Origin of the sequence: Bradyrhizobium sp. 138 (assembly GCF_023074075.1) — a bacterium.
Lineage (GTDB): Bacteria > Pseudomonadota > Alphaproteobacteria > Rhizobiales > Xanthobacteraceae > Bradyrhizobium.
Map to the genome: position 1 here is coordinate 228,939 of NZ_JADPKT010000063.1, position 22,018 is coordinate 250,956.

Sequence of the window (22,018 nt, forward strand, 5' to 3'; positions counted from 1 at the left end):
GAATTTGACCCGCACCGCCCCGCAATTCCTGTTCGATTTCGGCAGCCCGAACGCTTATCTCAGCCATCTGGCGATTCCGGCGATCGAGCAGCGCATTGGCCTCAAGTTCGAATACGTCCCGATCCTGCTCGGCGGCATCTTCAAAGCGACCAACAACAAGTCGCCGGCCGAGACCCTCGCCGGCATCAAGAACAAGCGCGAGTTCCACGCGATCGAGACCGAGCGCTTCATCAAGCGCTTCAAGGTCCAGCCTTACGTCATGAATCCGTTTTTCCCGGTCAACACGCTGAACCTGATGCGCGCGGCGATCGCGGCGCAGCTCGAGGGCGTGTTCGAGCCCTATGTCGAGGCCGCCTTCCACCACATGTGGCGCGAGCCGAAGAAGATGGACGATCCCGAAACCGCGGCGAAGGCGCTGGCGTCCTCCGGCCTCGATGCTCAGAAGCTGTTTGCCCGCGCCGGGGAGCCCGAGGTGAAGGGCAAGCTGATGAAGAACACCGAGGAGGCCGTGGCCCGCGGCGCGTTCGGCTCGCCGACCTTCTTCGTCGGCAGCGAAATGTTCTTCGGCAAGGAGCAGCTGCGCGAGGTCGAGGAGATGGTGTCGGGAAAGTGAATCGCGCGAATGGCGAATAGCGAATAGCGAGTGGAAATCGTACCTACTATTCGCTACTCCCTATTCGCCATTCGCCAGGAATAGAACGGAGCACTCCATGCGTATCCTCGTGGTCGGCGCCGGCGCCATCGGCGGCTATTTTGGTGGAAGGCTGTTGCAGGCCGGCCGCGACGTCACCTTCCTGGTCCGGCCGCGCCGGGCCAGCGAGCTCGTCAGCGCCGGGCTCGTCATCAAGAGCCCGAACGGCGATGTGACCTTGAAGAATCCGCCGACCGTGCAGGCCGACGCGCTCAAGGACAAGTTCGACGTCGTGCTCCTGAGCTGCAAGGCGTTCGATCTCGACGACGCCATCAAATCGTTTGCCGCGGCGGTCGGGCCTGATACCGCGATCATCCCGATGCTGAACGGCATGAAGCATCTCGACACGCTGGATGCCAAGTTCGGCAAGGAGCGCGTGCTCGGCGGCCTCTGTGCCATCGCCGCGACCTTGAACGAGAAGCGCGAGGTTGTGCAGCTCCAACCGATGCAGTCGATCAATTACGGCGAACGCGACGGCAAGCTGTCGGATCGCGTCAAGGCGATCGACGAGGCCTTCAAGAGCGGCATCACGGGGGCCGCCGCCAGTCAGAACATCATGCAGGACATGTGGGAGAAGTGGGTGTTCCTGTCCTCGCTCGCGGCATCCACCAGCCTGATGCGGACCTCCGTCGGCAACATCCTCGCCGCTCCCGGCGGTCGGGATTTCCTGCTCGGCATGTTGGATGAGACCAGCGCGATCGCCGCCGCGTCGGGCTATCCGCCGGGCGGGCCGTTCTTCGAGCGCGTCAAGGGTCTGCTCACCACCGAAGGCTCACCGATGACCGCTTCGATGTTCCGCGACGTCAAGGCGGGCCTGCCGGTCGAGGCCGACCACGTCATCGGCGACCTCATCACGCGTGCTGACGCTGCCAAGGTGCCGGTGCCGAAGCTGCGCATCGCCTACACGCATTTGAAGGCGTATGAGAAGCAGCGGGCGGGGTAGGCGCACACTCCGCCGTAGCAGCTCAGCACTATTTCAAATGCGCGAGATAGTGCGAGACGGCCGTGATTTCCTCTTCGCTCATGTGATAGGCGACATCGGCCATCGCGGCAACGCCACCGCCGACGCGCTGGCCGGCCTTGTAGTCGCGCAGCGCCTTGACGAGATATTCCTCGCGTTGACCCGCAAGCCTCGCAACCGCCTTGGTGCCGGCATAGCTGTCCGTGTGGCATGAGGCGCAGCGGCGGCCTGCTGCGACCTGCGCGCCTTTCTTGGACAAATCCGGGTCGTCGTCGTCCGAGCCCTTCGGCGGCGGCAACGAGGCGAAATAGGCGCCGAAATTGCGGATGTCCTCGTTGGTGATCTCCTCGACGATCGGCTGCATCTGGTCGTTCTTGCGCGAGCCTGCGCGGAAGAACACGAGCTGCCACTGGACGAACTGATCGGGCTGACCGGCGAGCGAGGGGACGTTCTCCATCTGCGAAATGCCGTTCTCGCCATGACATCCGGAGCAGGCCGAAGCCTTCTCCTTGATCGCAGAATTGTCAGCGGCCCGAGCTGGGACGAATGCGAGCGCTGCGAGCGAAAGCGCGCCGACGACATACGAGGAAAACTGGCGGCGCATGATTGAATCCCGATCTGACAAGCGCGTCATCCCTCCCAAGAGGCCTCCGCAGCCCATAACCTCGATTTGCGGCTATGGGTTCCGGACTCACACCGACGCGTGATCCGTAACGACATCGACCTAAAAGCAAAAGGCTGCGGCAGCTTCCGGCCACCGCAGCCTCCTATCGTGTGTGCGCTACTTCTTGCTGTAGCTGATGCGGTAGATCGCGCCGGCCCAGTCATCGGCAACGAGGATCGAGCCATCCTTGTCGAGCAGGATGTCGTTGGGACGGCCGAGATAGCCTTGATCACCCTCGAGCCAGCCGGAGGCGAAGATCTCCTGCTTGGGGTTCTTGCCGTCGGGCCCGACGATCACGCGCACGATGCGCGCGCCCTGATATTTGTGCCTGTTCCAGGAGCCGTGCTCCGCGATCAGGATGTTGTTCTTGTACTCGGCCGGGAATTGGCTGCCGGTGTAGAACTTCATGCCGAGCGGCGCGACATGCGCACCGAGATTCAGCACAGGCGGCGTGAACTCGGAGCACTTGTGGCCCATCGCGAACTTGTCATCCAGCAAATTGCCTTGATGGCAGTAGGGATAGCCGAAGTGCTCGCCGATCCTGTTGATCATGTTCAGCTTGTCTGAGGGAAGATCATCGCTGATCCAGTCGCGGGCATTCTCGGTGAACCAGAGCTTGCCGGTGCGCGGATCGACGTCGCCGCCGACCGAGTTGCGAACGCCGAGTGCCCAGATTTCGGCATTGCCGGTCTTCGGATCGACCCGCCGGATCTGCGACACGCTGGTCGGCGGGATGCCGACGTTGAAGGGCGGTCCGAACGGCAGGAAGAACCAGCCGTCCTTGTCGACCGCGATGTATTTCCAGCCATGCGCGGCATAGGACGGCATGTCGTCATAGACGACCTTGCCATCACCGAGCTTGTCGAGATTGGCCTCCGCGTTGTCGTAGCGGATCAGCTTGTCGACGGCGATGACGTAGAGCGCGCCGTCCTTGAAGGCGAGACCGGTGGGCATGTTCAGGCCCTTGAGGACGGTCTTGACCTCCTTCTTTCCGTTGTTGTCCTTGATGGCATAGACGTTGCCGAGGCCGAACGAACCGACGAACAGCGTGCCCTTGTCACCCCAGGCCATCTGCCGCGCGGCCAGCACGCCCGAAGCATAGACCTCGATCTTGAATCCCGCCGGCAGCTTGATCTTCTTGATGATGTTGGCGAGCTCGGCATCGGAGGCGCCGGTCGGTGGACCCGAGGGCGGCGCGAGGCCCTTCTGTGCCTCGGTCTCATCGCCCAGGAACCAGTCATCCGGCGGATGGGTCCAGAACTCCTTGGTGCCGGATTCGTATTTCTTCAGTGCCCTGTTCTTGTCCTGCTGCTGCGCATTGCCGGCGCTGGTCCCCGCAAAGAGGGCCACGGCCGCAAGCACCAACACGGATCGATGGAACATCGATGTCATCGCGTCACTCCCCTAAGGCAGCCGTCAGGGCTGCGATTTATTTTATTCTGCTAGTCGAGAGGCGAAGTTTTGGGTCCGTCGGCACGACAGACGCAAAAAGGTTAGCACATCTGCGAGCGGTGAGAAGCGCGGCGCATCCACCGCGATTGCGCCGCGCAAAAATTGAGACGGAATGTCAACGAGGGCGAAGGCCGCGAAAACCCTCGCTGCAACGCGGAATCAAAACCGCGCGCGCCTCATTTGCAGGCAGGCACAAAGGGCGGGCAACATAAAACGCGAAAACAACCCCATGCACAGTAGAACGGCATACGCGCGCTGCTCGCGGTGCGCCGGACAGGCATTTGACCTGTCGCGCAAAATAGCAAACGCGGCGCTTAACCGGCGACGGGGTAGGGCCCGTCGTCGAACACAGCGTCATGATAGCCTTTTGAGCCGATTTCGCGCGCCAGCGGGCTGCGAAAATCGCGACCCTGGCGAAGGCTGCGTAGCACATGCGCGAAGTCGAATTCGGGCCGCCAGCCCAGCTCGCGCCGCGCGCGTTCGTTGACATAGACGCGGTCGATGGCGGGGAAGAGGTTCCAGCCGCGCGCCGCATAGAGCTGCGCGCAATCCGGATAAAGCTCGCGCACGGCATCGGCCGCGTTGTGCGCGAGCGCCGCGAGTTGGCGTTGCTCGAACGGGCTGGTGGCCGAGACGATGTAGCGGGCGAAGCCGATCTTCGGCGCGCGTTCGGCAGCGAGCAGATGAGCGCTCACCGCGTCCGCGATATCGAGCCGGCGATACAGCAGCTCATTGGCCTGCGCGTTCTCCGTCGTGTACGCCGACCGCATCGCCGGATCATCGTCAGCCTCCGGAAAGAAGCGCGAGGTCCGCAAGACGACGATCGGCAGTCCGCGCTCGCGATAGAACAACTCGCACAGGTTCTCGGCCATCAGCTTTGTCGTGCCGTAGATGTTCTTCGGCACGGACGGCAAATCCTCGGTGACCCACACGGCCGCCTGGCCCGCCGCGGGGCGAAGCTGCGAGCCGAACGCGCTGGTGGTGCTGGTGAAGACGAAGCTCGTCACGCCGGCGGCCACGGCCGCCTCGAGCAGATTGAGCGTGCCTGACACGTTGGTGTCGACGAAATCCCGCTTGGCGTGGGTCGCCACATGCGGCTTGTGCAGCGTCGCGGTGTGGATCACAGCAGTGACGCCATCCATCTGGCGCCGCACGAAGCCGGGGTCCGTGATTGAGCCGACGGCATCGGTGAAGGGCGATGGCTTCAGATCAACCCCACGCGCGGGCAAACCGCGCCCACGGAGCGTTCGGAGGATGGCCTCGCCGAGGTGGCCCGCGCTGCCGGTGATTAGGATTGCCATCGCGAACCCAAGACAGCCGCCAGCGGCGTGGAGAACCACGTTTCCGCCCGGATCAGCTGGATGCTCTGGAGAAAATTGGAGCGGGCGAAGGGGCTCGAACCCTCGACCCCGACCTTGGCAAGGTCGTGCTCTACCACTGAGCTACACCCGCATCCTGTGTCGGTCGCGTGACGCGCCGGCAACGGCTGTCGTATGCCAAAAGCGGGAGGGGAATGCAACAGCTACCGGCGGCATCAATTCGCATTTGGAGGCCCCATATCGACCCCGGATGTGACCAAATCGCCCGAAAAGGCCCCGGAACTGCCGAATCGGCCGCGGTGGATTGAAATTCGGCCCATTCGGCCCAATTTAGGAGCCGACAGCGAAGCATAGGAAGCGGCGACGTGCTAAAGACCCGCCATTCCGGACATCAGACGAGGGGATCCCGTGACGATCATCGACCAGGGTAACGGAGCGGCAGGCCCGGCTGCGGCCGACCTGATCAAGGACACCACCACCCAGACCTTCGTGAAGGACGTCATCGAGGAATCGAAGCGCCAGCCTGTGCTGATCGATTTCTGGGCGGAGTGGTGCGGCCCCTGCAAGCAGCTGACCCCCCTGCTGGAAAAGGCGGTCAAGGCGGCCAAGGGCAAGGTCAAGCTGGTCAAGATGAACATCGACCAGCACCCGGCGATCCCCGGCCAGATGGGCATCCAGTCGATCCCGGCCGTGATCGCCTTCGTCAATGGCCAGCCGGCCGACGGCTTCATGGGCGCGGTGCCCGAGAGCCAGCTCAATGCCTTCATCGAAAAGCTGACCAAGGGCGTGGTCGCGCCGGGTGAGCCGAACATCGCTGAAATCCTGCAAGAGGCCGAGGCCGTGCTCGCCGAGGGCGATGCCGCGGCCGCCGCGCAGATTTATGCCGAGGTGCTTCAGTACGATTCGACCAATATCGCCGCGCTTGCCGGGCTCGCAAAATGCTACGCCGTCTCCGGCGCGATGGAGCAGGCCAAGCAGACGCTGGCCATGGTGCCGGAATCCAAGCGCAACGACCCCGCGGTGAAGGCCGTGCAGACCGCGATCGATCTCGCCGAGCAGGCCCAATCGCTCGGACCGGTCGCGGAGCTGGAACAGAAAGTCGCCGCAAACCCGCTCGATCATCAAGCGCGATTCGATCTGGCGACCGCGCTCAACGCGCAAGGCGACCGCACTGCTGCCACCGCGCAGCTGCTCGAGATCGTCAAGCGCGACCGCAAATGGAACGACGACGGCGCCCGCAAGCAGCTGGTGCAGTTCTTCGAGGCCTGGGGCGGCACGGATGATGCAACCGTCGAGGGACGCAAGCGTTTGTCGACGATCCTGTTTTCGTAACGGCGTGCTGGCAACGCCAGGGGGACCGGGCAGATGCCGATCAACATCGAATATCGCGGGCCCGCTGACCTGCCGGAGATCATTCCGGTGTTTCCGCTGCCGGGCGCGCTGCTGCTGCCCCGCGGCCAGATGCCGCTCAACATCTTCGAGCCGCGCTACCTTGCGATGGTCGATGATTCCTTCCGCGACGGCCATCGCCTGATCGGCATGATCCAGCCTGACGTCGCGCACTCTCCGAAAAATTCCGACAAGCCGACGCTGTTCCGCGTCGGCTGCGTCGGCCGCATCACCCAGCTCGCCGAATCCGGTGACGGCCGCTACATCCTCGAGCTCACCGGCGTCTCGCGCTTCAAGGTGGTCGAGGAGCTCGAAGTGCTCACCGCCTACCGGCAGTGCAAGGTGGATTTCTTCGCCTTCGTCGATGACTTCACCGCCCGTATGGGCGAGGATCAGGTCGACCGCGAGGCGCTGCTGGCCGTGCTGGCAGACTTTTTGAAGGCAAACAATCTCAAGGTCGACTGGGAAGGCGTCGAAAGCGCGCCCAACGAAGCGCTCGTCAATGCGCTGGCGATGATGTCGCCCTATGGCCCCGCGGAGAAGCAGGCCATGCTGGAGGCGCCCGACCTGAAGACCCGCGCAGAGATTCTGATCGCCGTCACCGAGATGGACCTCGCCAAGAAGCGCACCAGCGGCGATCCGCCGCTGCAGTGAGGGTGTATTCCAGTTAGGCCGCGCAGATTTCCGCTTCGGTCTTCCGCTGGGTGGATTGCGCGATCCTGGAGGCCTGCATGGGCCGGCTGAAATAGTAGCCCTGCGCCTCGCTACAGCCCTCTTCGCGCAGAACAGCCAGTTGCTCGGCGGTTTCGACGCCTTCGGCAGTCGTCGTCTTGCCGAGGCTGACGGCGAACGCAACCACGGCCCGGGCGATTCGACGCGCCTCTTCCCGCTCGCTGGCGAGCTCACTGACGAAGCTGCGGTCGATCTTGACCTTGTCGAACGGAAACTTCTGCAGGAAGCTCAACGACGAATAGCCCGTACCAAAATCGTCGAGGGCAATCCGCACGCCGAGCTCGCGCAACTGTCCGAGGGCTGCGAACACCGCTTCGCTGTCATGCATGATGACCGTTTCGGTGACCTCGAGCTCGAGCCTTTGCGGATCAATGCCTGAGGTTGCGAGGGCGCCGACAATGATGGAGACGAGCTCCTTGCTCCTGAACTGAGCGGGAGACAGGTTGATTGCGATCGTCAGATCGGAAGGCCAGTTGGCGGCCTCGGCGCAGGCCGCCCTCAAGACCCATTCGCCGATGGGCAGGATCAGGCCGGTTTCCTCGGCGAGCGGAATGAACTCGCCAGGCAAGACCAGACCGCGCTCGGGGTGATGCCACCGCAACAACGCCTCATAGCCGCAGGTTCGTCCGCTCTCCACCCTCACGAACGGCTGGTAGTGAAGCTCGAATTCACCTCGCGCCAGTGCCTTCCGCATGTCCTTTTCCAGGTTGCGCCGGACGTGCATGAGCTGGTCCAGCTCCGGCTCGAAGAAACGGAATGCGCCGCGTCCGCCGGCCTTCGCCGCGTAGAGGGCGAGATCGGCGCTCTTGAGAATGACATCGGAATCGGCGCCGTCGCGGGGCGCAATGGCTATGCCGACGCTGGCTCCCACCGTGACTTGATGGTCGCCGAGGTCAAACGGTTCGCAGAGCGCCGCTTTGATCGTCTCCGCGAGGGCGGCCGCCTCCACGACCGGATTTGTCGCGTAGTCCACGACGGCGAACTCGTCGCCGCCCAACCGGGCGATCAACGTCATCTCCCTGCTGCATTGGCGCAAGCGCGTCGCCACCGCGCGCAACAGCGAATCGCCCGCCGGATGGCCAAGCGTGTCGTTGACCTCCTTGAAGCGGTCGAGATCGAGCATGAGGACCGTCAGATGGAGATCTCCATTGCGCGTAATGGAAAAGGCCTGATCCAAGCTCGCCCGCAGCAGCACGCGATTCGGCAACTCCGTCAGCGCGTCATGCTGTGCCATATAGGCGATCTTGGCCTCGGACCGGCGTTGCTCCGTGACATCGAGATGGGTTGCCACCCAGCCGCCCCCGGCCATCGGCTGTCTCGTCACGCAGATCAACCGGCCATCAGAGAACTCGTCGATCCGGCTCGAAACCGCATTGACGGGCAGGGCATCGAGCTTCGCGATCAGCTGCTTGGCGGCAACGTCGCTGGTATCGCCCTTGAGCGTGCCGCTGATGATGCGATGCCTGATGATGTCGCCGTGCGGCGTTCCCGGGCGCAGCAGCTGCGGCGGCAAACGGTACAGATTGGCGTAGCGCTCGTTGCATATTACGAGCCGCTTCTCGGCATCGAACATGCAAAGGCCCTCGACCATATGGTTGATCGCCGTATCCAGCCTCAGCGTCTGCTCCTGCAATTCGTGCTGCGAATCCTCGAGCTGCTGCCGGGCGTCCGAAAGCTGGCTGATGATCTCCTCGAACTTGGCGGTCCTGCTTGCCAGGCGACGATCGGCCAGCACGCCGATCAGGCTCATGCCCAGCACGGACAGTGCGACACCCGCGATCGCAAGCGCGAGCACCGCCGGAGACAGCGACAGGGCGCCCGTCGCACGCGTTGGATCCGGTGTGATGTGCACCGCGCCCATCGCCGTGAAATGATGCGATATGATGGCGAGAGTCAGCAGGATTCCCGCCGCGAGCGTTCCGCGGTAGTTCCGGTACTTGATCGCGACAGCCAGGGCGGCATAACCGAAGCACATGCCCAGGATGATCGAGACCAGCACGAGGTCGAGCGACCATGCGACGCGGCCCGGCACTTCAAGTGCCCACATTCCGAGATAGTGCATGCTGGCGATGCCACCGCCGATGATGACGCCGCCTGCCCCCGCCCGCCAACGGCCGGATTCGCCGACCGCAACGCCGAAGCCCCCCGACGTCAGAAGCATTGCGATGGCAAGCGAAAGCGTCGTCAGCACGATGCCGTAGCCGGTCGTGACGCCGGGCTCGTAGGCGAGCATGGCGACGAAATGCGTCGCCCAGATTCCGTATCCGATGGCGGCGCCGGCAATCGCGATCCAGATCAGGCGCGTTCTTGCACGCACCGCGATCGCGCGATGGAAAATACTGACCGCGACAATGCTCGCGACGAAGCAGACGAGACCGGCGAGGACGACGAGCCGAAGGTCATGCTCGACGGTAAGGCAAGACAAAACGCGAAACATCCAGGCCTCCCATCGGCGACATCGTCGATTAGAAACGAGCTAATCGCGTTAATTTTGTGCCGTGGCTGGTTGGATGCTTATCGGTGCATTAAGCGCATCCGCGCAATTTGAAATATCCCGACAATTGACGCGCGACGATGCCGCGCCGTAAGCGCCACAGCAGTGATCGGCAGCAAAGGTCTAGGGGCGATTGCGGATGTGCTTGCGGCCGGTGAGCATCGCGCGGATCAGATTCTCGCGCTGGAGAATCGCCATCATCAACACGCCGAGCACGTGCAGCACGACCAGGACGATGACCGCATCCGACGAATAATGGTGGGTATCCTCGACCCACCAGACGCCGAAGAAGGTGACGGTCACCGACATCGCGCCCGTGATGGTCGAGACCGCGAGCGAGACCAGCAGCGCCACCAGCATCAACGTGCCGGCGGGATTGAGCCCGATATAGCGGCCGGTGATGCCGCGGCGCAGATTCCAGAGATAGCCCGGCGCGGCCCGGAGCCTGACCCTGATCATGCGGAAGCGCGAATAGCGGCTTCCCCAAAAACCCCAGGCCAGGCGGAAGGCTAGAAGTCCGATCACCGCATAGCCGACGATGCGGTGAAGTTGATCATAGACGGTGGGCGTGAACCACGCGGCCAGAACGCAGGCCGCGAGAGCCCAGTGCCAGAGGCGCAGCGGGAGATCCCAGACTGCGACCATCCGCGAAGCGGCTCGATCCGCGGGGGTCCTGTGGGACACCCCGCGCGCTTCTGGCATCGCTTCATCAATCAAGCAAAGACCATCCTCGAGTCCTGCTTTGCGCGGATCAATTCGCGCAGTCTACTTCACGCCTTACTTGGCGATTTACTTGGCGACCGTGTGCTTCAGGCTGAGATCTTCGGGGCTGTAGAACAGCTCGTAAAGCTTGCCTTCCTTGACGCCGTAGACCTCGTAGCACGAGCCCTCGATCTTGGAGCGCCGCACTTCATAACCGAGCGCCTTGGCCTTGGCTTCGGCCTCGCTGGCCGGCTTCCATGACGCCTTGTCGAGCTTGGTGCAGTCCTTGAAGCCGTCGGCCATGGCCGCCGACCCCATGCCCATCCCGACCGCCAGTGCAATGGCAACAACACGAATAACCTTCACGAACGTCTCCTCCTCTGTCGTGCGCTACGCGAGCCGCGAAGCGGAACTGAAGGAAGCAAAGGGGGAGATGAAGTCAATCCGGTACGAGCATGCAACGCTTTAGATAAGTTCTAACGTCGGCAAAAAGGCGAATGCTCTCCGTGCGCCGCGTGCATTTGAACGGCTGCTGCGGCCTTACGCCTCACAGGACGGATGCGCGGCGCTAGTAGCCGGCTACGGCGAGCGCGACGACGGCGCCCATGCCGACCCAGCCGAAGTGCCGACCGTGCGTCGCGAAGGCGTTGGCCAGGGCCGCAAAGCCAAACACGACCGCGAATGTGGCGACGATCCAGTGGCGGGCGGGGTTCGAGTCCATCCAGGGCGCGGCGAGCAGCAGCACGCCGCCGCCGATCCACGCCACCGTGCCGGCCTGCCATACCGGCCGGATCAGCGTGCGGAGCCGCGGCGGCTCGATACGGGCGCGAGCGAAAACCTTGGTCTCGCCGAGCATGCCGTGGATCAGCGCGATCACGATCGCGGCGAGGCCGGAGCATTGCAAGAGCAGGTCGCGCATGGGAAGATCTCCATACAGTGATGTATGGTTATGCACCCGCTTGTTTCGCGCTGTCAATACACTAGTGTATGGTCGAGTCTCGGGAACTCGACATGACCGAACAGCTCTCCGCCGACGACTGGATCAAGGAAGGCCTCAAGGCGCTCGCCAAGAGCGGCTTCACCGCGCTCAAGGCCGATCCGCTGGCGAAGGCCATGGGCGTGTCGCGCGGCAGCTTCTATTGGCATTTCGCCGATCTCGGCGCGTTCCACGCCGCCGTGCTGAAGCGCTGGCGCGAGATCGCGGCCGAGCAGGTCATCGCCGACGTCGAGGCCACCAGCGACGAGCCACTGAAGGCGCTGCTGCGCAGGTCGTTCGGCGCGCGCCTCGATCTCGAACGCGCGGTGCGCAACTGGGCGGCCTTCGATGCAGCCGCGCAAGGCGCCGTGCGCGCGATCGACCGCCGCAGGCTCGACTATATCGAGCAGCTGCTGGCGAAGCGCGGGCTCGCCCCGGCGACGGCGCAGGCCCGCGCACAGATCCTGTACTGGACGTTTCTCGGCTTCGCCCTGTCGGGGGCGCCGGTGCCGGCAGCGCGGCTCCAGGCCCTGCTCGACGAGATCTTAATGATGGTTTCCACTTGAGCCACGTGATGGGCGGGCGCGAATTTCTGTGCTAGAGGCAATCGATTGCCGGAGACCCCAATGAACGCGCCCACCGACCGTCCCGAAGCCAGCGTCGATCCCAAATTGCTGGAGATTCTCGTCTGCCCGCTGACCAAGGGCCCGCTGGAGTTCGATTCTGCAAAGCAGGAGCTGATCTCGCGCAGCGCCAAGCTGGCTTATCCGATCCGTGACGGCATCCCGATCATGCTGCCGGAAGAGGCGCGCAAGATCGATTGAGAAAGAGCGAGTGGGGAGTGGCGAGTAGCGAATGGATCTACTTGCTATTCGCCACTCCCTATTCGCTCCTCACAAAGCCTCGCCCTTCAACAATCTTGGCACCTCGCCCGTCAGCCCGGCGGCCTGGCGGATGAAGAGGTTCTTCAGCGGCGGGGCGCGGTCGACGAGGCCGAGGCCGATGTCGCGGACGGTGCGCAGCAGCGTCGACTGGTTGGAGAACAGGAAGTTCAGCGAATTGGTGGCAACGCCCATCGCCATGGTGTCGAAGCGGCGCCAGCGCTGGTAGCGTTCGAGCACGTCGGCCCCGCCGAGATCCATGCCGAGCCGCGCGGCATCGACGACGACTTCAGCCAGCGCCGCGACATCCTTCAACCCCATGTTGAGGCCCTGGCCCGCAATGGGGTGGATGACATGGGCGGCATCGCCGACCAACGCGAGGCGGGGGGCGATGAAGGAGCGCGCGACGAAATAGGACAGCGGAAACGCGCGCGGCTTGTCGAGCGCCTTCACCTCACCGAGATGCAGGCCAAAACGCTGCTCGAGCTCGCCGTGAAATTCCTCGTCGCTGAGCGCAACGATGCGCGCGGCCTCGGCGCGGCCCTCGGTCCAGACCAGCGACGAGCGTCTTCCCGAGAGCGGCAGGATCGCGAACGGGCCTGCGGGAAGAAAATGCTCTTCGGCGCGGCCCTCGTGATCGCGCTCATGGCCGACGGTGACGACGATGCCGGCTTGGTCATACTCCCAGCCATGGGTCGCGATGCCGGCGCGCTCGCGCAGCTTTGACCTTGCGCCGTCCGCGGCGACCAGAAGACTTGCTGCGACGACGCTGCCGTCACCGAGCGTCACATCAATGCCCTCGGAACGCGCGTCGTAGGAAGTCACCGCGGTGGCGCGCAGATCGATGCCCTCGGCTTCGGCGCGCGCCACCAACGCATCGATCAGACGGCGGTTCTCGACCATATGCGCAAAGGGCTCGCCCGGCGCGACATCGCCGGCAAAGTTGAGGAACACCGGGCGGGTGGCGTCCTCCAGCTTGGAATCGGTGACGACCATGTCGAGGATCGGCTGCACCTCGCTCCTGACGTCGTCCCAGGCGCCGATTGCCTCGAACAGGCGGCGGCAGGCGGCCACGATCGCGGTGGCGCGGGGGTCGTGGCTCGGGCGCGTGGCGAGCGCGGGATCGGCGACGACGACGGGAATCTCGGGCCCGAGCCCCTGTCGCAGCGCCAGCGCCAGCGCAAGCCCTGCAAACGCGCCACCACCAATGACAATGCTACCCTGTACCGACATACCAAGCTTCCCGGCTCATCCATGGTCTTGCTAGCAGACTTGAGCTGGGCGAAACAGTGCGGTGAAACAAGGGCTGAGCGGCCCAGATGTGTCATACCGGAGCATTGAACCGGAATGACGGCGAGAAAGTTCATTTCATGTCCAAAAGCCTGATCGACCTCATTTCGATCCTCGACCTCGAACAGCTCGAGGTGAATCTGTTCCGCGGCAACAGCCCGAAGACGAGCTGGCAGCGTGTGTTCGGCGGTCAGGTGATCGGGCAGGCGATGGTGGCGGCCTGCCGCACGGTCGAGGGCCGGCTGCCGCATTCGCTGCATTGCTATTTCGTCCTGCCGGGTGATCCGCAGATCCCGATCATCTACCAGGTCGAGCGCCTGCGCGACGGCAAGAGCTACTCGACACGCCGCGTCACGGCGATCCAGCACGGCAACGCGATCTTCTCGATCATGGTGTCGTTCCATGCCGAGGAGGAGAGCGCGTTCGACCATCAGGACAGGATGCCTGACGTGCCCCCGCCGGAAAAACTCACGGCGGAGGAGGTGGCGAAGCAGCCGATGTTCCGGGAGATGCCGGACTTCATCCGCCGCTACTATGAATCCGATCGGCCGATCGAGCTGCGCCCGGTCGAGCTCGGCCGCTATTTCGGCCAGAAGATCGATGACGGCCGCATTCACGTCTGGATCAAGACAGCAGCTAAGCTGCCGGACGATCCGGCGCTGCACATGTGCGCGCTCGCCTATGCCTCCGACTTCTCGCTGCTGGACGCGATCATGGCGCGCTATGGCCGCACGCTGTTCGACAAGCGCATGATGCCCGCGAGCCTCGACCACGCGATGTGGTTTCACCGCCCCTTCCGCGCCGATGAATGGCTGCTCTACGCGCAGGACTCGCCGAGCGCGCGCGGCGGCCGCGGCTTGACCCGCGGCTCCATCTTCAAGCCCGACGGCACGCTGGTGGCCTCGGTCGCGCAGGAAGGCTCCCGTGCGCGAGCGCAAGTCTTAGGCTGTCGCCCTCGCGCGCTCGACGAGCTCGAACTGCGTCATGGTCCAGGTGAAGTACCAGCGCAGCAGCCACGGAATCGGAATGATCAGGACGCAGCCGAAACCGAATGCCAGGGTTCGCCAAAGCAGTTGCAGGCCCGTGCCGACGAATATCATCTCACGCCGCGTTCCCACGACGTTTCGGCAAATCCAGCGCATCCATGCGGCCATGACCCAGGCCCAGCCGATGATCGTGAACATGGCGAGAAACATCAGCAGCTGCCAGCCGATAAAGACCCAGGGGCTGCCGTTGAACGTCATCGGAATCGGCTGACCGTTCGAGCTGACATTGGCGACCACCCATCGCATGATCATCCAGGACAGGAACGCCTGGAGCGGGATCGTCGCCAGCTGAAGCAGGTCGTCGACAAGGCCCGCATAGCCCGCCAGCGCGAGTGCGACGAAGACGTACCAGATATCGCCGACCTGGCCGGTGAAACTGATGTTCGGCCGCTGCGGAACGTGAACGCGCGGGAAGAGCCAGCGATAGTAGCCGGTGGCGATCCAGGGAGCCGGAACCACGGCGAGGTTGCCGACCACCAGCAGGATGCACCATCCCAGGAACGACCATAGCGGCAAGTCGACCGACAGCCGGCCTCCGCTGTCTGTGCCTGAAGCTACCAACGGTGACCCACCGGGCACGAGACCAGGGACCGCGCCGGCCTTTTGCCAGCCCGTCATCCCTTCGCTCCAGACCAGCGTATCTGATCGCACGATTCCCCGAGCGATCAGATCGCGGAACTGAGGCTCCGGAAACGGCCCTCTCTGCTGGCCTTCGGATGCATGAAACCAGATTCGATTCGACATCTCGTCTGCCCGCTACCGAAAGCCAGCGGCCATTACATGCCCGCCTGCGACCCGCGCGGCGCGAGTACGGTCTCCGATGCGAACCAGTTCATGATCCAGCGATACACCCACGGAATCGGGATGATCAGGCTGCACAGGATCGCGGCGACGATGCCGCGCCAGAGGATGCCGAGGCCGCTGCCCTTGAAGATGATCTCGCGCCGCGTGCCTTCGATGCTACGGCAGAACCAGCGCATCTGTGCCGCGGCGACCCAGGCCCAGCCGATGATGGTGATGATGGAAATCGCGAACAGCAGATTCCAGCCGATATAGGCCCAGATGGAGCCCGTGAAGCTCAAGCCCAACGGCTGCCCGTTGGAGGCGAGGTTCGCGATCAACCATTTGATCAGGAGCCAGTAGAGAACGATCTGCACGATGAACAGCAGATTGCTCAGGATCTGGCTGCCGATGAAGCCGATGACGATCGCCAGAACGATGAAGCCGAAGAACCAGGGCACCAGCGTCATCGCAGTGCCGGTAAAGCTGAGATTCGGCCGGCCGGGGACTTTGAAGCAGGGCACGATCCATTTCGTGTACCAGACGAACAGCCACGGCACCGGAATGACGAAGCACGAGCCGATCACGAGCACCAGCGTCCGCCAGGTGAACTCGAGAATGCCGAAATCGACCGCCAGCGATCCTCCGGTGCCGGCCGCAGCGTAACCGCCGGCGCTGCCGTAGCCACTTCCGCCCATCATCGGCGGGCCGCCCGCCGGCATCATCGGCGGCGCGCCGCCGCCCCCAACCAGGCCGGGGATTTCGGCGGCCTTCTGCCAGCCGGCCATGCCCTCGGTCCACACCAGCGTGTCCGGGCGCACGATGCCCTGGGCGACGAGATCGCGGAATTGCCCTTCCGGAAAGGGCCCCTGCTGCTTGCCCTCGGATGCGTAGAACCAACTCGCCATGTACCGTCCCCCCCTCGAACATACTTATGTACCGGCCCGGATGCTTGGGTTCACCGCATCCATGCCAAAAATGCATTGTGAAGGATGAACGGCTGCCCTGTACAGAGGCGGCCGTTCACACGGCCAAACGTTTTTCCGCTTCAATCTGCAACTTTTTTGTGCCATTTGCCCGGAAAGATGCCAGATTGACGCAGCGCCGGGGACATACGGCGCGGCGCATCCCGGGGAATAGGCCTGACCATGAAACTCGTCGTCGCGATCATCAAACCCTTCAAGCTCGACGAGGTCCGCCAGGCCCTGACGGCGATCGGCGTCCACGGCATGACCGTGACCGAAGTGAAGGGCTACGGCCGCCAGAAGGGCCACACCGAGATCTATCGCGGCGCCGAATATGTCGTGAACTTCCTGCCCAAGCTGCGCATCGAGATCGCGGTCGCCTCCGACATCGCCGACAAGGCCGTGGGTGTGATCACCGCCTCCGCGCGCACCGGGCAGATCGGCGACGGCAAGATCTTCGTCACGCCGATCGACCATGCGCTGCGCATCCGCACCGGCGAAACCGACAGCGACGCGCTCTGAATTTTGGTTTGACGCGTTTTCCTCGCGCGAACCGGAATCCACTTCACTCGAAAAACGCTCTAACCAAATAACAACTTTCGTCGATCGCACCGGGCAACGAGGCCATAGCGTGCGACGTAATTTCTATGCTGGGGGAAACGAGATGGCGGGACTGTTGCGCCGCGCAGCGTGTATCGCTGCGCCGATAGGGTTTGCGTCGATCACGACATCGTCGGCACACGCCGCCGCTTCCGAGATCAACGCCGCCGACACCGCCTGGATGATCGTCGCCACCGCGCTGGTGCTGATGATGACGATCCCCGGCCTTGCGCTGTTCTATTCCGGCATGGTGCGCAAGAAGAACGTGCTCGCCACGATGGCGCAGAGCCTCGCCGCGGTGGCGCTGATCTCCATTCTCTGGGTCGCGTTCGGCTATTCGCTCTGCTTCGTCGGCGACGGCCCGTGGATCGGCACGCTCGACCGCTGGTTTCTCGCCGGCATGACCATGGACAGCGTCAACCCGGCGGCGAAGACCATCCCGGAAGCGCTGTTCATGCTGTACCAGATGACGTTCGCGATCATCACGGTGGCGCTGGTGGCGGGCTCGGTCGCCGACCGGATGCGGTTCTCCGCCTATCTGCTTTTTTCCGTCGCCTGGTTCATCTTCGTCTACATTCCGCTGGCGCATTGGGTGTGGGGCGGCGGCTTCCTCGCCAGCATGGGCGTTTTGGATTTCGCCGGCGGCCTCGTGGTGCATCTGTCGGCCGGCACCGGCGGCCTCGTTGCGGCGAAGGTGATGGGGCGCCGCCACGGCTACGGCACGGAAAATCTCTCGCCCTTCGATCTGTCGCTCGCGGTGATGGGCACCGGCCTGTTGTGGGTCGGCTGGTTCGGCTTCAACGGCGGCTCGGCAGGCGCGGCCAATTCACGCGCGGTGATGGCGATCATCGCCACCCATCTCGCCGCCTGCGCCGGCGCATTGACCTGGGGCGCGATCGAATGGTCGACCCGGCGCAAGCCCTCGGTGCTCGGCATGATCTCCGGCGCGGTGGCCGGTCTCGGCACCATCACGCCGGCCTCCGGATTCGTGGCGCCCTGGCACGGCATCGTCATCGGCATTATCGCCGGTGCGATTTGCTATTGGGCCTGCACCTGGCTGAAGCACCGCTTCAATTATGACGATTCGCTCGACGTGTTCGGCGTCCACGGCATCGGCGGCCTGACCGGGACCCTGCTCGCCGGCGTGTTCGCAACCAGCGCCATTGGCGGCACCGCGGGCCTGTTCGAGGACCATCCGCAGCAGCTGCTGATCCAGTTCTATGGCGTCGCCGTCACCTTCGTCTGGTCGGCAGGCGTGAGCTTCGTTCTGCTCAAGCTGGTCGGCCTGTTCGTGCCCTTGCGCGTATCGCGTGAGCACGAGCTCGAAGGGCTGGATATTTCGCAGCACGGCGAAGCGCTTCAATAGGGGCTTGCACAACACATAAGCGCGTGCTTATGTGTTGTCATGATCGAAGCCCACATCTTCAAGGCGCTGGCCGACCCGACGCGTCGAAAGGTCTTTGAAAAGCTCGCTGGGGGCAGCCTGAATGCCAGCGCCTTGCGCGACGGGTTGGAGATCAGCCAGCCGGCGATGTCGCAGCATCTTTCGGTGCTGCGCGCAGCAGGCCTCGTGCGCGAGCAGCGGCAAGGCCGCTTTGTGAACTACGAAGTCGACCCGGACGGAATCGCCGCCATCGGGACCTGGCTTGCGCGCTACCGCGCCTACTGGCCGAAGCGCATGGAAGCCCTCGCTGACCTCCTGAAGGACATGGATCAATAAGGACAGGGATCAATGAGCGATGCCGTGAAACCTGATCGCCCCGATGCGAAGCTGGTGCTGGAATTCGATTTCGATGCACCGCCGGCAAAAGTCTGGCGCGCCGTGACTATTCCTGAATTGCGGGAGCGCTGGCTGCCGGATCGCGACCTTGCGGGCGCCGCGCCTGAAACATCGATCCCGGGCGAAGAGGTGCGCTACCGGCTTCGCGATTCCGAACCGCCCTATCGCGAGAGCCATGTCATCTTCCGGATCGGGCCGAATGCGGATGGCGGCACGCGGTTTCGTATCATCCAGCAAGCCTGCGACGATGATGCGAAGCTGCCGCAGCCGGCCAACAGCAATTGCTGCCTGATGCGCGTCGCCGCCTAACACCAACGAGACTTCATCATCCGCAGACATGGAGGTCGCCGATGCGCGACGTGCTTCAGCTCGTCCCTATGGTCGTCGAACAATCCGCCCGTGGCGAGCGGTCCTTCGACATTTACTCGCGACTCCTGCGCGAGCGCATCATCTTCCTTAACGGCGAAGTCAATGACGCGATGTCCGGATTGGTCTGCGCGCAATTGCTGTTCCTGGAAGCGGAGAATCCGAACAGGCCGATCAATCTCTACATCAACTCCTATGGCGGCGTGGTCACCTCTGGGCTTGCGATGTACGACACCATGCAGTTCATCAAGGCGCCCGTTCATACGCTATGCATGGGCACCGCGCGCTCCATGGGCTCGTTCCTGCTGATGGCCGGCGAACCTGGTCACCGCGCCACACTGCCCAATGCCAGCCTTCACGTGCATCAGCCGCTCGGCGGCTTTCAGGGCCAGGCGTCCGACATCCTGATCCATGCCAACGAAATGCAGGAAACCAAGCGGCGCATTACCCGGCTCTACGCGCAACATTGCGGACGGACGGAAGAGGAGGTCGAACGGACCCTGGACCGCGACCACTTCATGACCGCGCAGCAGGGAGTTGAATGGGGATTGATCGACAGGGTGTTTGCAGAGCGCGAAGCCGCTTGATGGTCTTGAGCCGTCCGCCAGGCCTCGACCCCGCTCAAGCTAGTCACGCGCCGCCGCGCATCTCGTGAGCACAAGCGCCAGGGCTACGACATTTCGCTGCTTGGCGACGCCCTCGTCCTTAATAAGATACCTTTCCGCTGCCCGACGCATGAGCAACATTGTGTCGGCAGCCTGTCGTGCCCGCCTTTTGAGCAGGTGTGACCACGTTTTGGGCGCGACCGAATGGCGCACCGCGCCGCAATACCCGTCAAACGCGAAAACCCCCGTCTTCATAGTCCGTTAGGCAACGCGCCTGATCTGGCACGGCATTTGATTCTAGGGGTGCGGCTGTGCCCGCGTAGTGAACTTCTCCCTCGTGGCGAACCAGTCGAGAAACGCCCGGCCATGTCCGGACCGGGCCAAGCGGGGATAGGACCCATGAAAATTGTTATGGCGATTATCAAGCCATTCAAGCTGGAAGAAGTCCGTGACGCCCTGACCGCCATCGGCGTTCACGGTCTCACGGTGACGGAAGTCAAGGGATATGGCCGCCAGAAGGGCCATACGGAAATCTATCGCGGCGCCGAATATGCCGTGAGCTTCCTGCCCAAGATCAAGATCGAGGTCGCTGTCGCCTCCGACCAGGTCGACAAGACCATCGACGCCATCACGTCTGCCGCGAAAACCGGGCAGATCGGCGACGGCAAGATCTTCGTCATCAACCTCGACCACGCGGTGCGCATCCGCACCGGCGAGGCCGATGCCGCGGCCCTCTGATTTCGCGCTCAACCTTTATCCAATTCAGGAGTGAATAATATGACGTTCAAGCGTCCCTATGGCGCGGGATTGGCGGCTCTCGCAGTCGGCCTGTTCGCTGCGACCGCAGCCTACGCCGAGCCAACGGTCAACAAGGGAGACAACGCCTGGATGCTGACATCGACAGTGCTCGTGCTGTTGATGACGATCCCGGGCCTCGCGCTGTTCTACGGCGGTCTCGTCCGTTCCAAGAACATGCTCTCCGTCCTGATGCAGGTGTTCTACACCGTCTGCGTCGTCACCGTGATCTGGGCCGTCTACGGCTACAGCCTCACCTTCACCGGCGGCTCCGACTTCATCGGCGGCTTCTCCAAGGCCTTCATGATGGGCGTCACCACCGATACGAAGGCGGCGACCTTCTCGGTCGACGCCAACATCTCGGAACTCATCTATGTCTGCTTCCAGATGACCTTCGCGGCGATCACGCCCGCCCTCATCGTCGGCGCCTTTGCCGAGCGCATGAAGTTCGCGGCGATCGCGCTGTTCATCCCGCTCTGGGTCACGCTGATCTACTTCCCGATCGCGCACATGGTCTGGTACTGGCAGGGTCCGGATCTGATCCAGGATGCAGCCAAGGCGCTCGCTGCTGCCACTGACGCGGCGGCGAAGACCGCGGCACAGGCCAAGCTCGACGAGATCAACGCCGACGCCGGCTGGATCTTCAAGAAGGGCGCGATCGACTTCGCTGGCGGCACCGTGGTGCACATCAACGCCGGCATCGCAGGTCTCGTCGGCGCTCTCCTGATCGGCAAGCGCGTCGGCTACGGCAAGGAGCTGATGGCTCCGCACTCGCTGACCATGTCGATGATCGGCGCCTCGCTGCTCTGGGTCGGCTGGTTCGGCTTCAACGCCGGCTCCAACTTAGAGGCCAATGGCGGCGCAGCCCTCGCCATGACCAACTCCTTCGTCGCCACCGCAGCCGCCGCGCTGTCGTGGATGTTCGCGGAGTGGATCATCAAGGGTCATCCGTCGGTGCTCGGCGTCATCTCCGGCGCTGTCGCGGGCCTCGTGGCCGTCACCCCTGCGGCCGGCTACTCCGGCGTGATGGGCGCGATCGTCCTCGGCCTGATCGTCGGCGTGGTCTGCCTGTTCTTCTGCACCGTCGTGAAGAACGCGCTCGGCTATGACGACAGCCTCGATGTGTTCGGCGTGCACTGCATCGGCGGCATCGTCGGCGCCATCGGCACCGGCATTCTCGTCAACCCCGCCCTCGGCGGCGCCGGCATCATGGACTACACCGCGATCCCGCCGAAGGCCGCCGACTACGACTTCGCGGCGCAGATGATGTCCCAGATCTGGGGCGTCGGCACCACGCTGGTGTGGTCGGGCATCGGATCGGCGATCCTCTACAAGGTCGTCGACGTGATCGTTGGTCTGCGCACCAATGTCGAGAGCGAGCGTGAAGGCCTCGACATCACCGAGCACACCGAGCGCGCCTACAACATGTAAGTCTCCTCCCGGGCGCGGTCTCCACGGAGACCGCGCCCAGAACTACGGTTCGGGCACATACCCGGCAATGCCCTGACCGTTGAGGGGCTCCAGCGCAAG

The 22,018-nt window shown here is 63.6% G+C and carries 23 protein-coding genes, 1 tRNA gene and 1 pseudogene; 14 read left to right on the forward strand and 11 right to left on the reverse strand.

Annotated elements, in window-relative coordinates; genetic code table 11:
- The first annotated feature begins 4 nt into the window (after positions 1-4).
- Entirely contained in the window at positions 5-613 is a 609-nt protein-coding gene (locus tag IVA79_RS21255; RefSeq protein WP_247556274.1) for a 2-hydroxychromene-2-carboxylate isomerase, read from the forward strand.
- A gap of 97 nt (positions 614-710) precedes the next feature.
- On the forward strand, positions 711-1,634 hold the full coding sequence (gene panE / locus IVA79_RS21260) for a 2-dehydropantoate 2-reductase (protein ID WP_247556276.1): 924 nt from the start codon (positions 711-713) through the stop codon (positions 1,632-1,634).
- Between the two features lie 28 nt (positions 1,635-1,662).
- On the opposite strand, the gene IVA79_RS21265 is transcribed toward panE, so the two are convergent.
- From IVA79_RS21265 to IVA79_RS21280, 4 genes are all read right to left on the reverse strand, one after another.
- Complete coding sequence (locus IVA79_RS21265; RefSeq protein ID WP_247556278.1) at positions 1,663-2,256, reverse strand: c-type cytochrome; 594 nt, start codon at positions 2,254-2,256, stop codon at positions 1,663-1,665.
- Positions 2,257-2,433: 177 nt separating this feature from the next.
- Positions 2,434-3,708: a PQQ-dependent sugar dehydrogenase gene (locus IVA79_RS21270; RefSeq protein ID WP_247556281.1), complete on the reverse strand. Its 1,275-nt coding sequence runs from the start codon at positions 3,706-3,708 to the stop codon at positions 2,434-2,436.
- Positions 3,709-4,082: 374 nt separating this feature from the next.
- Positions 4,083-5,069, reverse strand: coding sequence for an NAD(P)-dependent oxidoreductase (locus IVA79_RS21275; RefSeq protein ID WP_247556285.1), 987 nt, complete (start codon positions 5,067-5,069; stop codon positions 4,083-4,085).
- Positions 5,070-5,145: 76 nt separating this feature from the next.
- Positions 5,146-5,220 (reverse strand) — tRNA-Gly (locus IVA79_RS21280).
- A gap of 275 nt (positions 5,221-5,495) precedes the next feature.
- On the opposite strand from IVA79_RS21280, the gene trxA reads away from it, so the two are divergent.
- Positions 5,496-6,419, forward strand: coding sequence for a thioredoxin (trxA, locus tag IVA79_RS21285; RefSeq protein ID WP_247556287.1), 924 nt, complete (start codon positions 5,496-5,498; stop codon positions 6,417-6,419).
- Positions 6,420-6,452: 33 nt separating this feature from the next.
- A complete protein-coding gene (locus tag IVA79_RS21290; protein ID WP_247556289.1) occupies positions 6,453-7,130 on the forward strand; it encodes an LON peptidase substrate-binding domain-containing protein in 678 nt (225 codons plus the stop codon).
- Positions 7,131-7,143: 13 nt separating this feature from the next.
- On the opposite strand, the gene IVA79_RS21295 is transcribed toward IVA79_RS21290, so the two are convergent.
- The 4 genes from IVA79_RS21295 to IVA79_RS21310 all read right to left on the reverse strand — a co-directional run bounded on the left by IVA79_RS21295 (position 7,144) and on the right by IVA79_RS21310 (position 11,323).
- Positions 7,144-9,645, reverse strand: a complete 2,502-nt coding sequence (locus IVA79_RS21295; protein ID WP_247556290.1) for an EAL domain-containing protein — start codon at positions 9,643-9,645, stop codon at positions 7,144-7,146.
- Positions 9,646-9,825: 180 nt separating this feature from the next.
- Positions 9,826-10,419, reverse strand: coding sequence for a cytochrome b/b6 domain-containing protein (locus IVA79_RS21300; RefSeq protein ID WP_247556292.1), 594 nt, complete (start codon positions 10,417-10,419; stop codon positions 9,826-9,828).
- A 72-nt stretch (positions 10,420-10,491) separates the two neighbouring features.
- Positions 10,492-10,770, reverse strand: a complete 279-nt coding sequence (locus tag IVA79_RS21305) for a PepSY domain-containing protein (protein WP_247556294.1) — start codon at positions 10,768-10,770, stop codon at positions 10,492-10,494.
- Positions 10,771-10,972: 202 nt separating this feature from the next.
- A complete protein-coding gene (locus tag IVA79_RS21310; RefSeq protein ID WP_247556296.1) occupies positions 10,973-11,323 on the reverse strand; it encodes a hypothetical protein in 351 nt (116 codons plus the stop codon).
- Positions 11,324-11,415: 92 nt separating this feature from the next.
- Between IVA79_RS21310 and IVA79_RS21315 the strand changes: the two genes are divergently transcribed.
- Both IVA79_RS21315 and IVA79_RS21320 read left to right on the forward strand, forming a co-directional pair.
- Positions 11,416-11,946: a TetR/AcrR family transcriptional regulator gene (locus tag IVA79_RS21315; RefSeq protein WP_247556298.1), complete on the forward strand. Its 531-nt coding sequence runs from the start codon at positions 11,416-11,418 to the stop codon at positions 11,944-11,946.
- Positions 11,947-12,006: 60 nt separating this feature from the next.
- Complete coding sequence (locus IVA79_RS21320) at positions 12,007-12,204, forward strand: Trm112 family protein (RefSeq protein ID WP_247556300.1); 198 nt, start codon at positions 12,007-12,009, stop codon at positions 12,202-12,204.
- Between the two features lie 69 nt (positions 12,205-12,273).
- On the opposite strand, the gene IVA79_RS21325 is transcribed toward IVA79_RS21320, so the two are convergent.
- Positions 12,274-13,494 carry a ubiquinone biosynthesis hydroxylase gene (locus tag IVA79_RS21325; RefSeq protein WP_247556302.1) on the reverse strand — a complete coding sequence of 407 codons (1,221 nt, stop codon included), beginning with the start codon at positions 13,492-13,494 and terminating at the stop codon, positions 12,274-12,276.
- Positions 13,495-13,631: 137 nt separating this feature from the next.
- Between IVA79_RS21325 and tesB the strand changes: the two are divergent.
- A pseudogene (gene tesB, locus IVA79_RS21330) lies at positions 13,632-14,496 on the forward strand (acyl-CoA thioesterase II).
- Here the strand turns inward: tesB and IVA79_RS21335 are convergent.
- Both IVA79_RS21335 and IVA79_RS21340 read right to left on the reverse strand, forming a co-directional pair.
- Positions 14,493-15,341, reverse strand: coding sequence for a DUF4339 domain-containing protein (locus tag IVA79_RS21335; protein WP_247556551.1), 849 nt, complete (start codon positions 15,339-15,341; stop codon positions 14,493-14,495). The pseudogene tesB and the gene IVA79_RS21335 sit on opposite strands and share 4 nt — an antisense overlap.
- Before the next feature lie 32 nt (positions 15,342-15,373).
- Positions 15,374-16,285, reverse strand: coding sequence for a DUF4339 domain-containing protein (locus IVA79_RS21340; RefSeq protein ID WP_247556305.1), 912 nt, complete (start codon positions 16,283-16,285; stop codon positions 15,374-15,376).
- 240 nt (positions 16,286-16,525) lie between these two features.
- Here IVA79_RS21340 and IVA79_RS21345 point away from each other — a divergent pair, with 240 nt between their 5' ends.
- The 7 genes from IVA79_RS21345 to IVA79_RS21375 all read left to right on the forward strand — a co-directional run bounded on the left by IVA79_RS21345 (position 16,526) and on the right by IVA79_RS21375 (position 21,919).
- On the forward strand, positions 16,526-16,864 hold the full coding sequence (locus IVA79_RS21345; RefSeq protein WP_027535359.1) for a P-II family nitrogen regulator: 339 nt from the start codon (positions 16,526-16,528) through the stop codon (positions 16,862-16,864).
- Positions 16,865-17,006: 142 nt separating this feature from the next.
- Positions 17,007-18,308: an ammonium transporter gene (locus IVA79_RS21350; protein WP_247556308.1), complete on the forward strand. Its 1,302-nt coding sequence runs from the start codon at positions 17,007-17,009 to the stop codon at positions 18,306-18,308.
- Between the two features lie 39 nt (positions 18,309-18,347).
- The gene (locus IVA79_RS21355) at positions 18,348-18,662 is read left to right on the forward strand and encodes a metalloregulator ArsR/SmtB family transcription factor (protein ID WP_247525495.1); all 315 of its coding nucleotides are present in this window, start codon (positions 18,348-18,350) and stop codon (positions 18,660-18,662) included.
- A gap of 12 nt (positions 18,663-18,674) precedes the next feature.
- Positions 18,675-19,031 (forward strand): SRPBCC domain-containing protein, encoded by a 357-nt coding sequence (locus tag IVA79_RS21360; RefSeq protein WP_247556311.1) that lies wholly within the window; start codon positions 18,675-18,677, stop codon positions 19,029-19,031.
- Positions 19,032-19,072: 41 nt separating this feature from the next.
- Complete coding sequence (locus tag IVA79_RS21365; RefSeq protein ID WP_247556314.1) at positions 19,073-19,675, forward strand: ATP-dependent Clp protease proteolytic subunit; 603 nt, start codon at positions 19,073-19,075, stop codon at positions 19,673-19,675.
- A 417-nt stretch (positions 19,676-20,092) separates the two neighbouring features.
- Positions 20,093-20,431, forward strand: a complete 339-nt coding sequence (locus IVA79_RS21370; protein ID WP_008142813.1) for a P-II family nitrogen regulator — start codon at positions 20,093-20,095, stop codon at positions 20,429-20,431.
- A gap of 39 nt (positions 20,432-20,470) precedes the next feature.
- Positions 20,471-21,919, forward strand: a complete 1,449-nt coding sequence (locus IVA79_RS21375; protein WP_247556316.1) for an ammonium transporter — start codon at positions 20,471-20,473, stop codon at positions 21,917-21,919.
- Positions 21,920-22,018: the final 99 nt, after the last annotated feature.

Coding starts and splice junctions, on each gene's coding strand:
- panE (WP_247556276.1), top strand. CDS start 711: ATGCGTATCCTCGTGGTCGGCGCCGGCGCCATCGGCGGCTATTTTGGT.
- IVA79_RS21265 (WP_247556278.1), bottom strand. CDS start 2,256: ATGCGCCGCCAGTTTTCCTCGTATGTCGTCGGCGCGCTTTCGCTCGCA.
- IVA79_RS21270 (WP_247556281.1), bottom strand. CDS start 3,708: ATGACATCGATGTTCCATCGATCCGTGTTGGTGCTTGCGGCCGTGGCC.
- IVA79_RS21275 (WP_247556285.1), bottom strand. CDS start 5,069: ATGGCAATCCTAATCACCGGCAGCGCGGGCCACCTCGGCGAGGCCATC.
- IVA79_RS21290 (WP_247556289.1), top strand. CDS start 6,453: ATGCCGATCAACATCGAATATCGCGGGCCCGCTGACCTGCCGGAGATC.
- IVA79_RS21295 (WP_247556290.1), bottom strand. CDS start 9,645: ATGTTTCGCGTTTTGTCTTGCCTTACCGTCGAGCATGACCTTCGGCTC.
- IVA79_RS21310 (WP_247556296.1), bottom strand. CDS start 11,323: ATGCGCGACCTGCTCTTGCAATGCTCCGGCCTCGCCGCGATCGTGATC.
- IVA79_RS21315 (WP_247556298.1), top strand. CDS start 11,416: ATGACCGAACAGCTCTCCGCCGACGACTGGATCAAGGAAGGCCTCAAG.
- IVA79_RS21320 (WP_247556300.1), top strand. CDS start 12,007: ATGAACGCGCCCACCGACCGTCCCGAAGCCAGCGTCGATCCCAAATTG.
- IVA79_RS21325 (WP_247556302.1), bottom strand. CDS start 13,494: ATGTCGGTACAGGGTAGCATTGTCATTGGTGGTGGCGCGTTTGCAGGG.
- IVA79_RS21335 (WP_247556551.1), bottom strand. CDS start 15,341: ATGTCGAATCGAATCTGGTTTCATGCATCCGAAGGCCAGCAGAGAGGG.
- IVA79_RS21340 (WP_247556305.1), bottom strand. CDS start 16,285: ATGGCGAGTTGGTTCTACGCATCCGAGGGCAAGCAGCAGGGGCCCTTT.
- IVA79_RS21345 (WP_027535359.1), top strand. CDS start 16,526: ATGAAACTCGTCGTCGCGATCATCAAACCCTTCAAGCTCGACGAGGTC.
- IVA79_RS21350 (WP_247556308.1), top strand. CDS start 17,007: ATGGCGGGACTGTTGCGCCGCGCAGCGTGTATCGCTGCGCCGATAGGG.
- IVA79_RS21355 (WP_247525495.1), top strand. CDS start 18,348: ATGATCGAAGCCCACATCTTCAAGGCGCTGGCCGACCCGACGCGTCGA.
- IVA79_RS21360 (WP_247556311.1), top strand. CDS start 18,675: ATGAGCGATGCCGTGAAACCTGATCGCCCCGATGCGAAGCTGGTGCTG.
- IVA79_RS21365 (WP_247556314.1), top strand. CDS start 19,073: ATGCGCGACGTGCTTCAGCTCGTCCCTATGGTCGTCGAACAATCCGCC.
- IVA79_RS21370 (WP_008142813.1), top strand. CDS start 20,093: ATGAAAATTGTTATGGCGATTATCAAGCCATTCAAGCTGGAAGAAGTC.
- IVA79_RS21375 (WP_247556316.1), top strand. CDS start 20,471: ATGACGTTCAAGCGTCCCTATGGCGCGGGATTGGCGGCTCTCGCAGTC.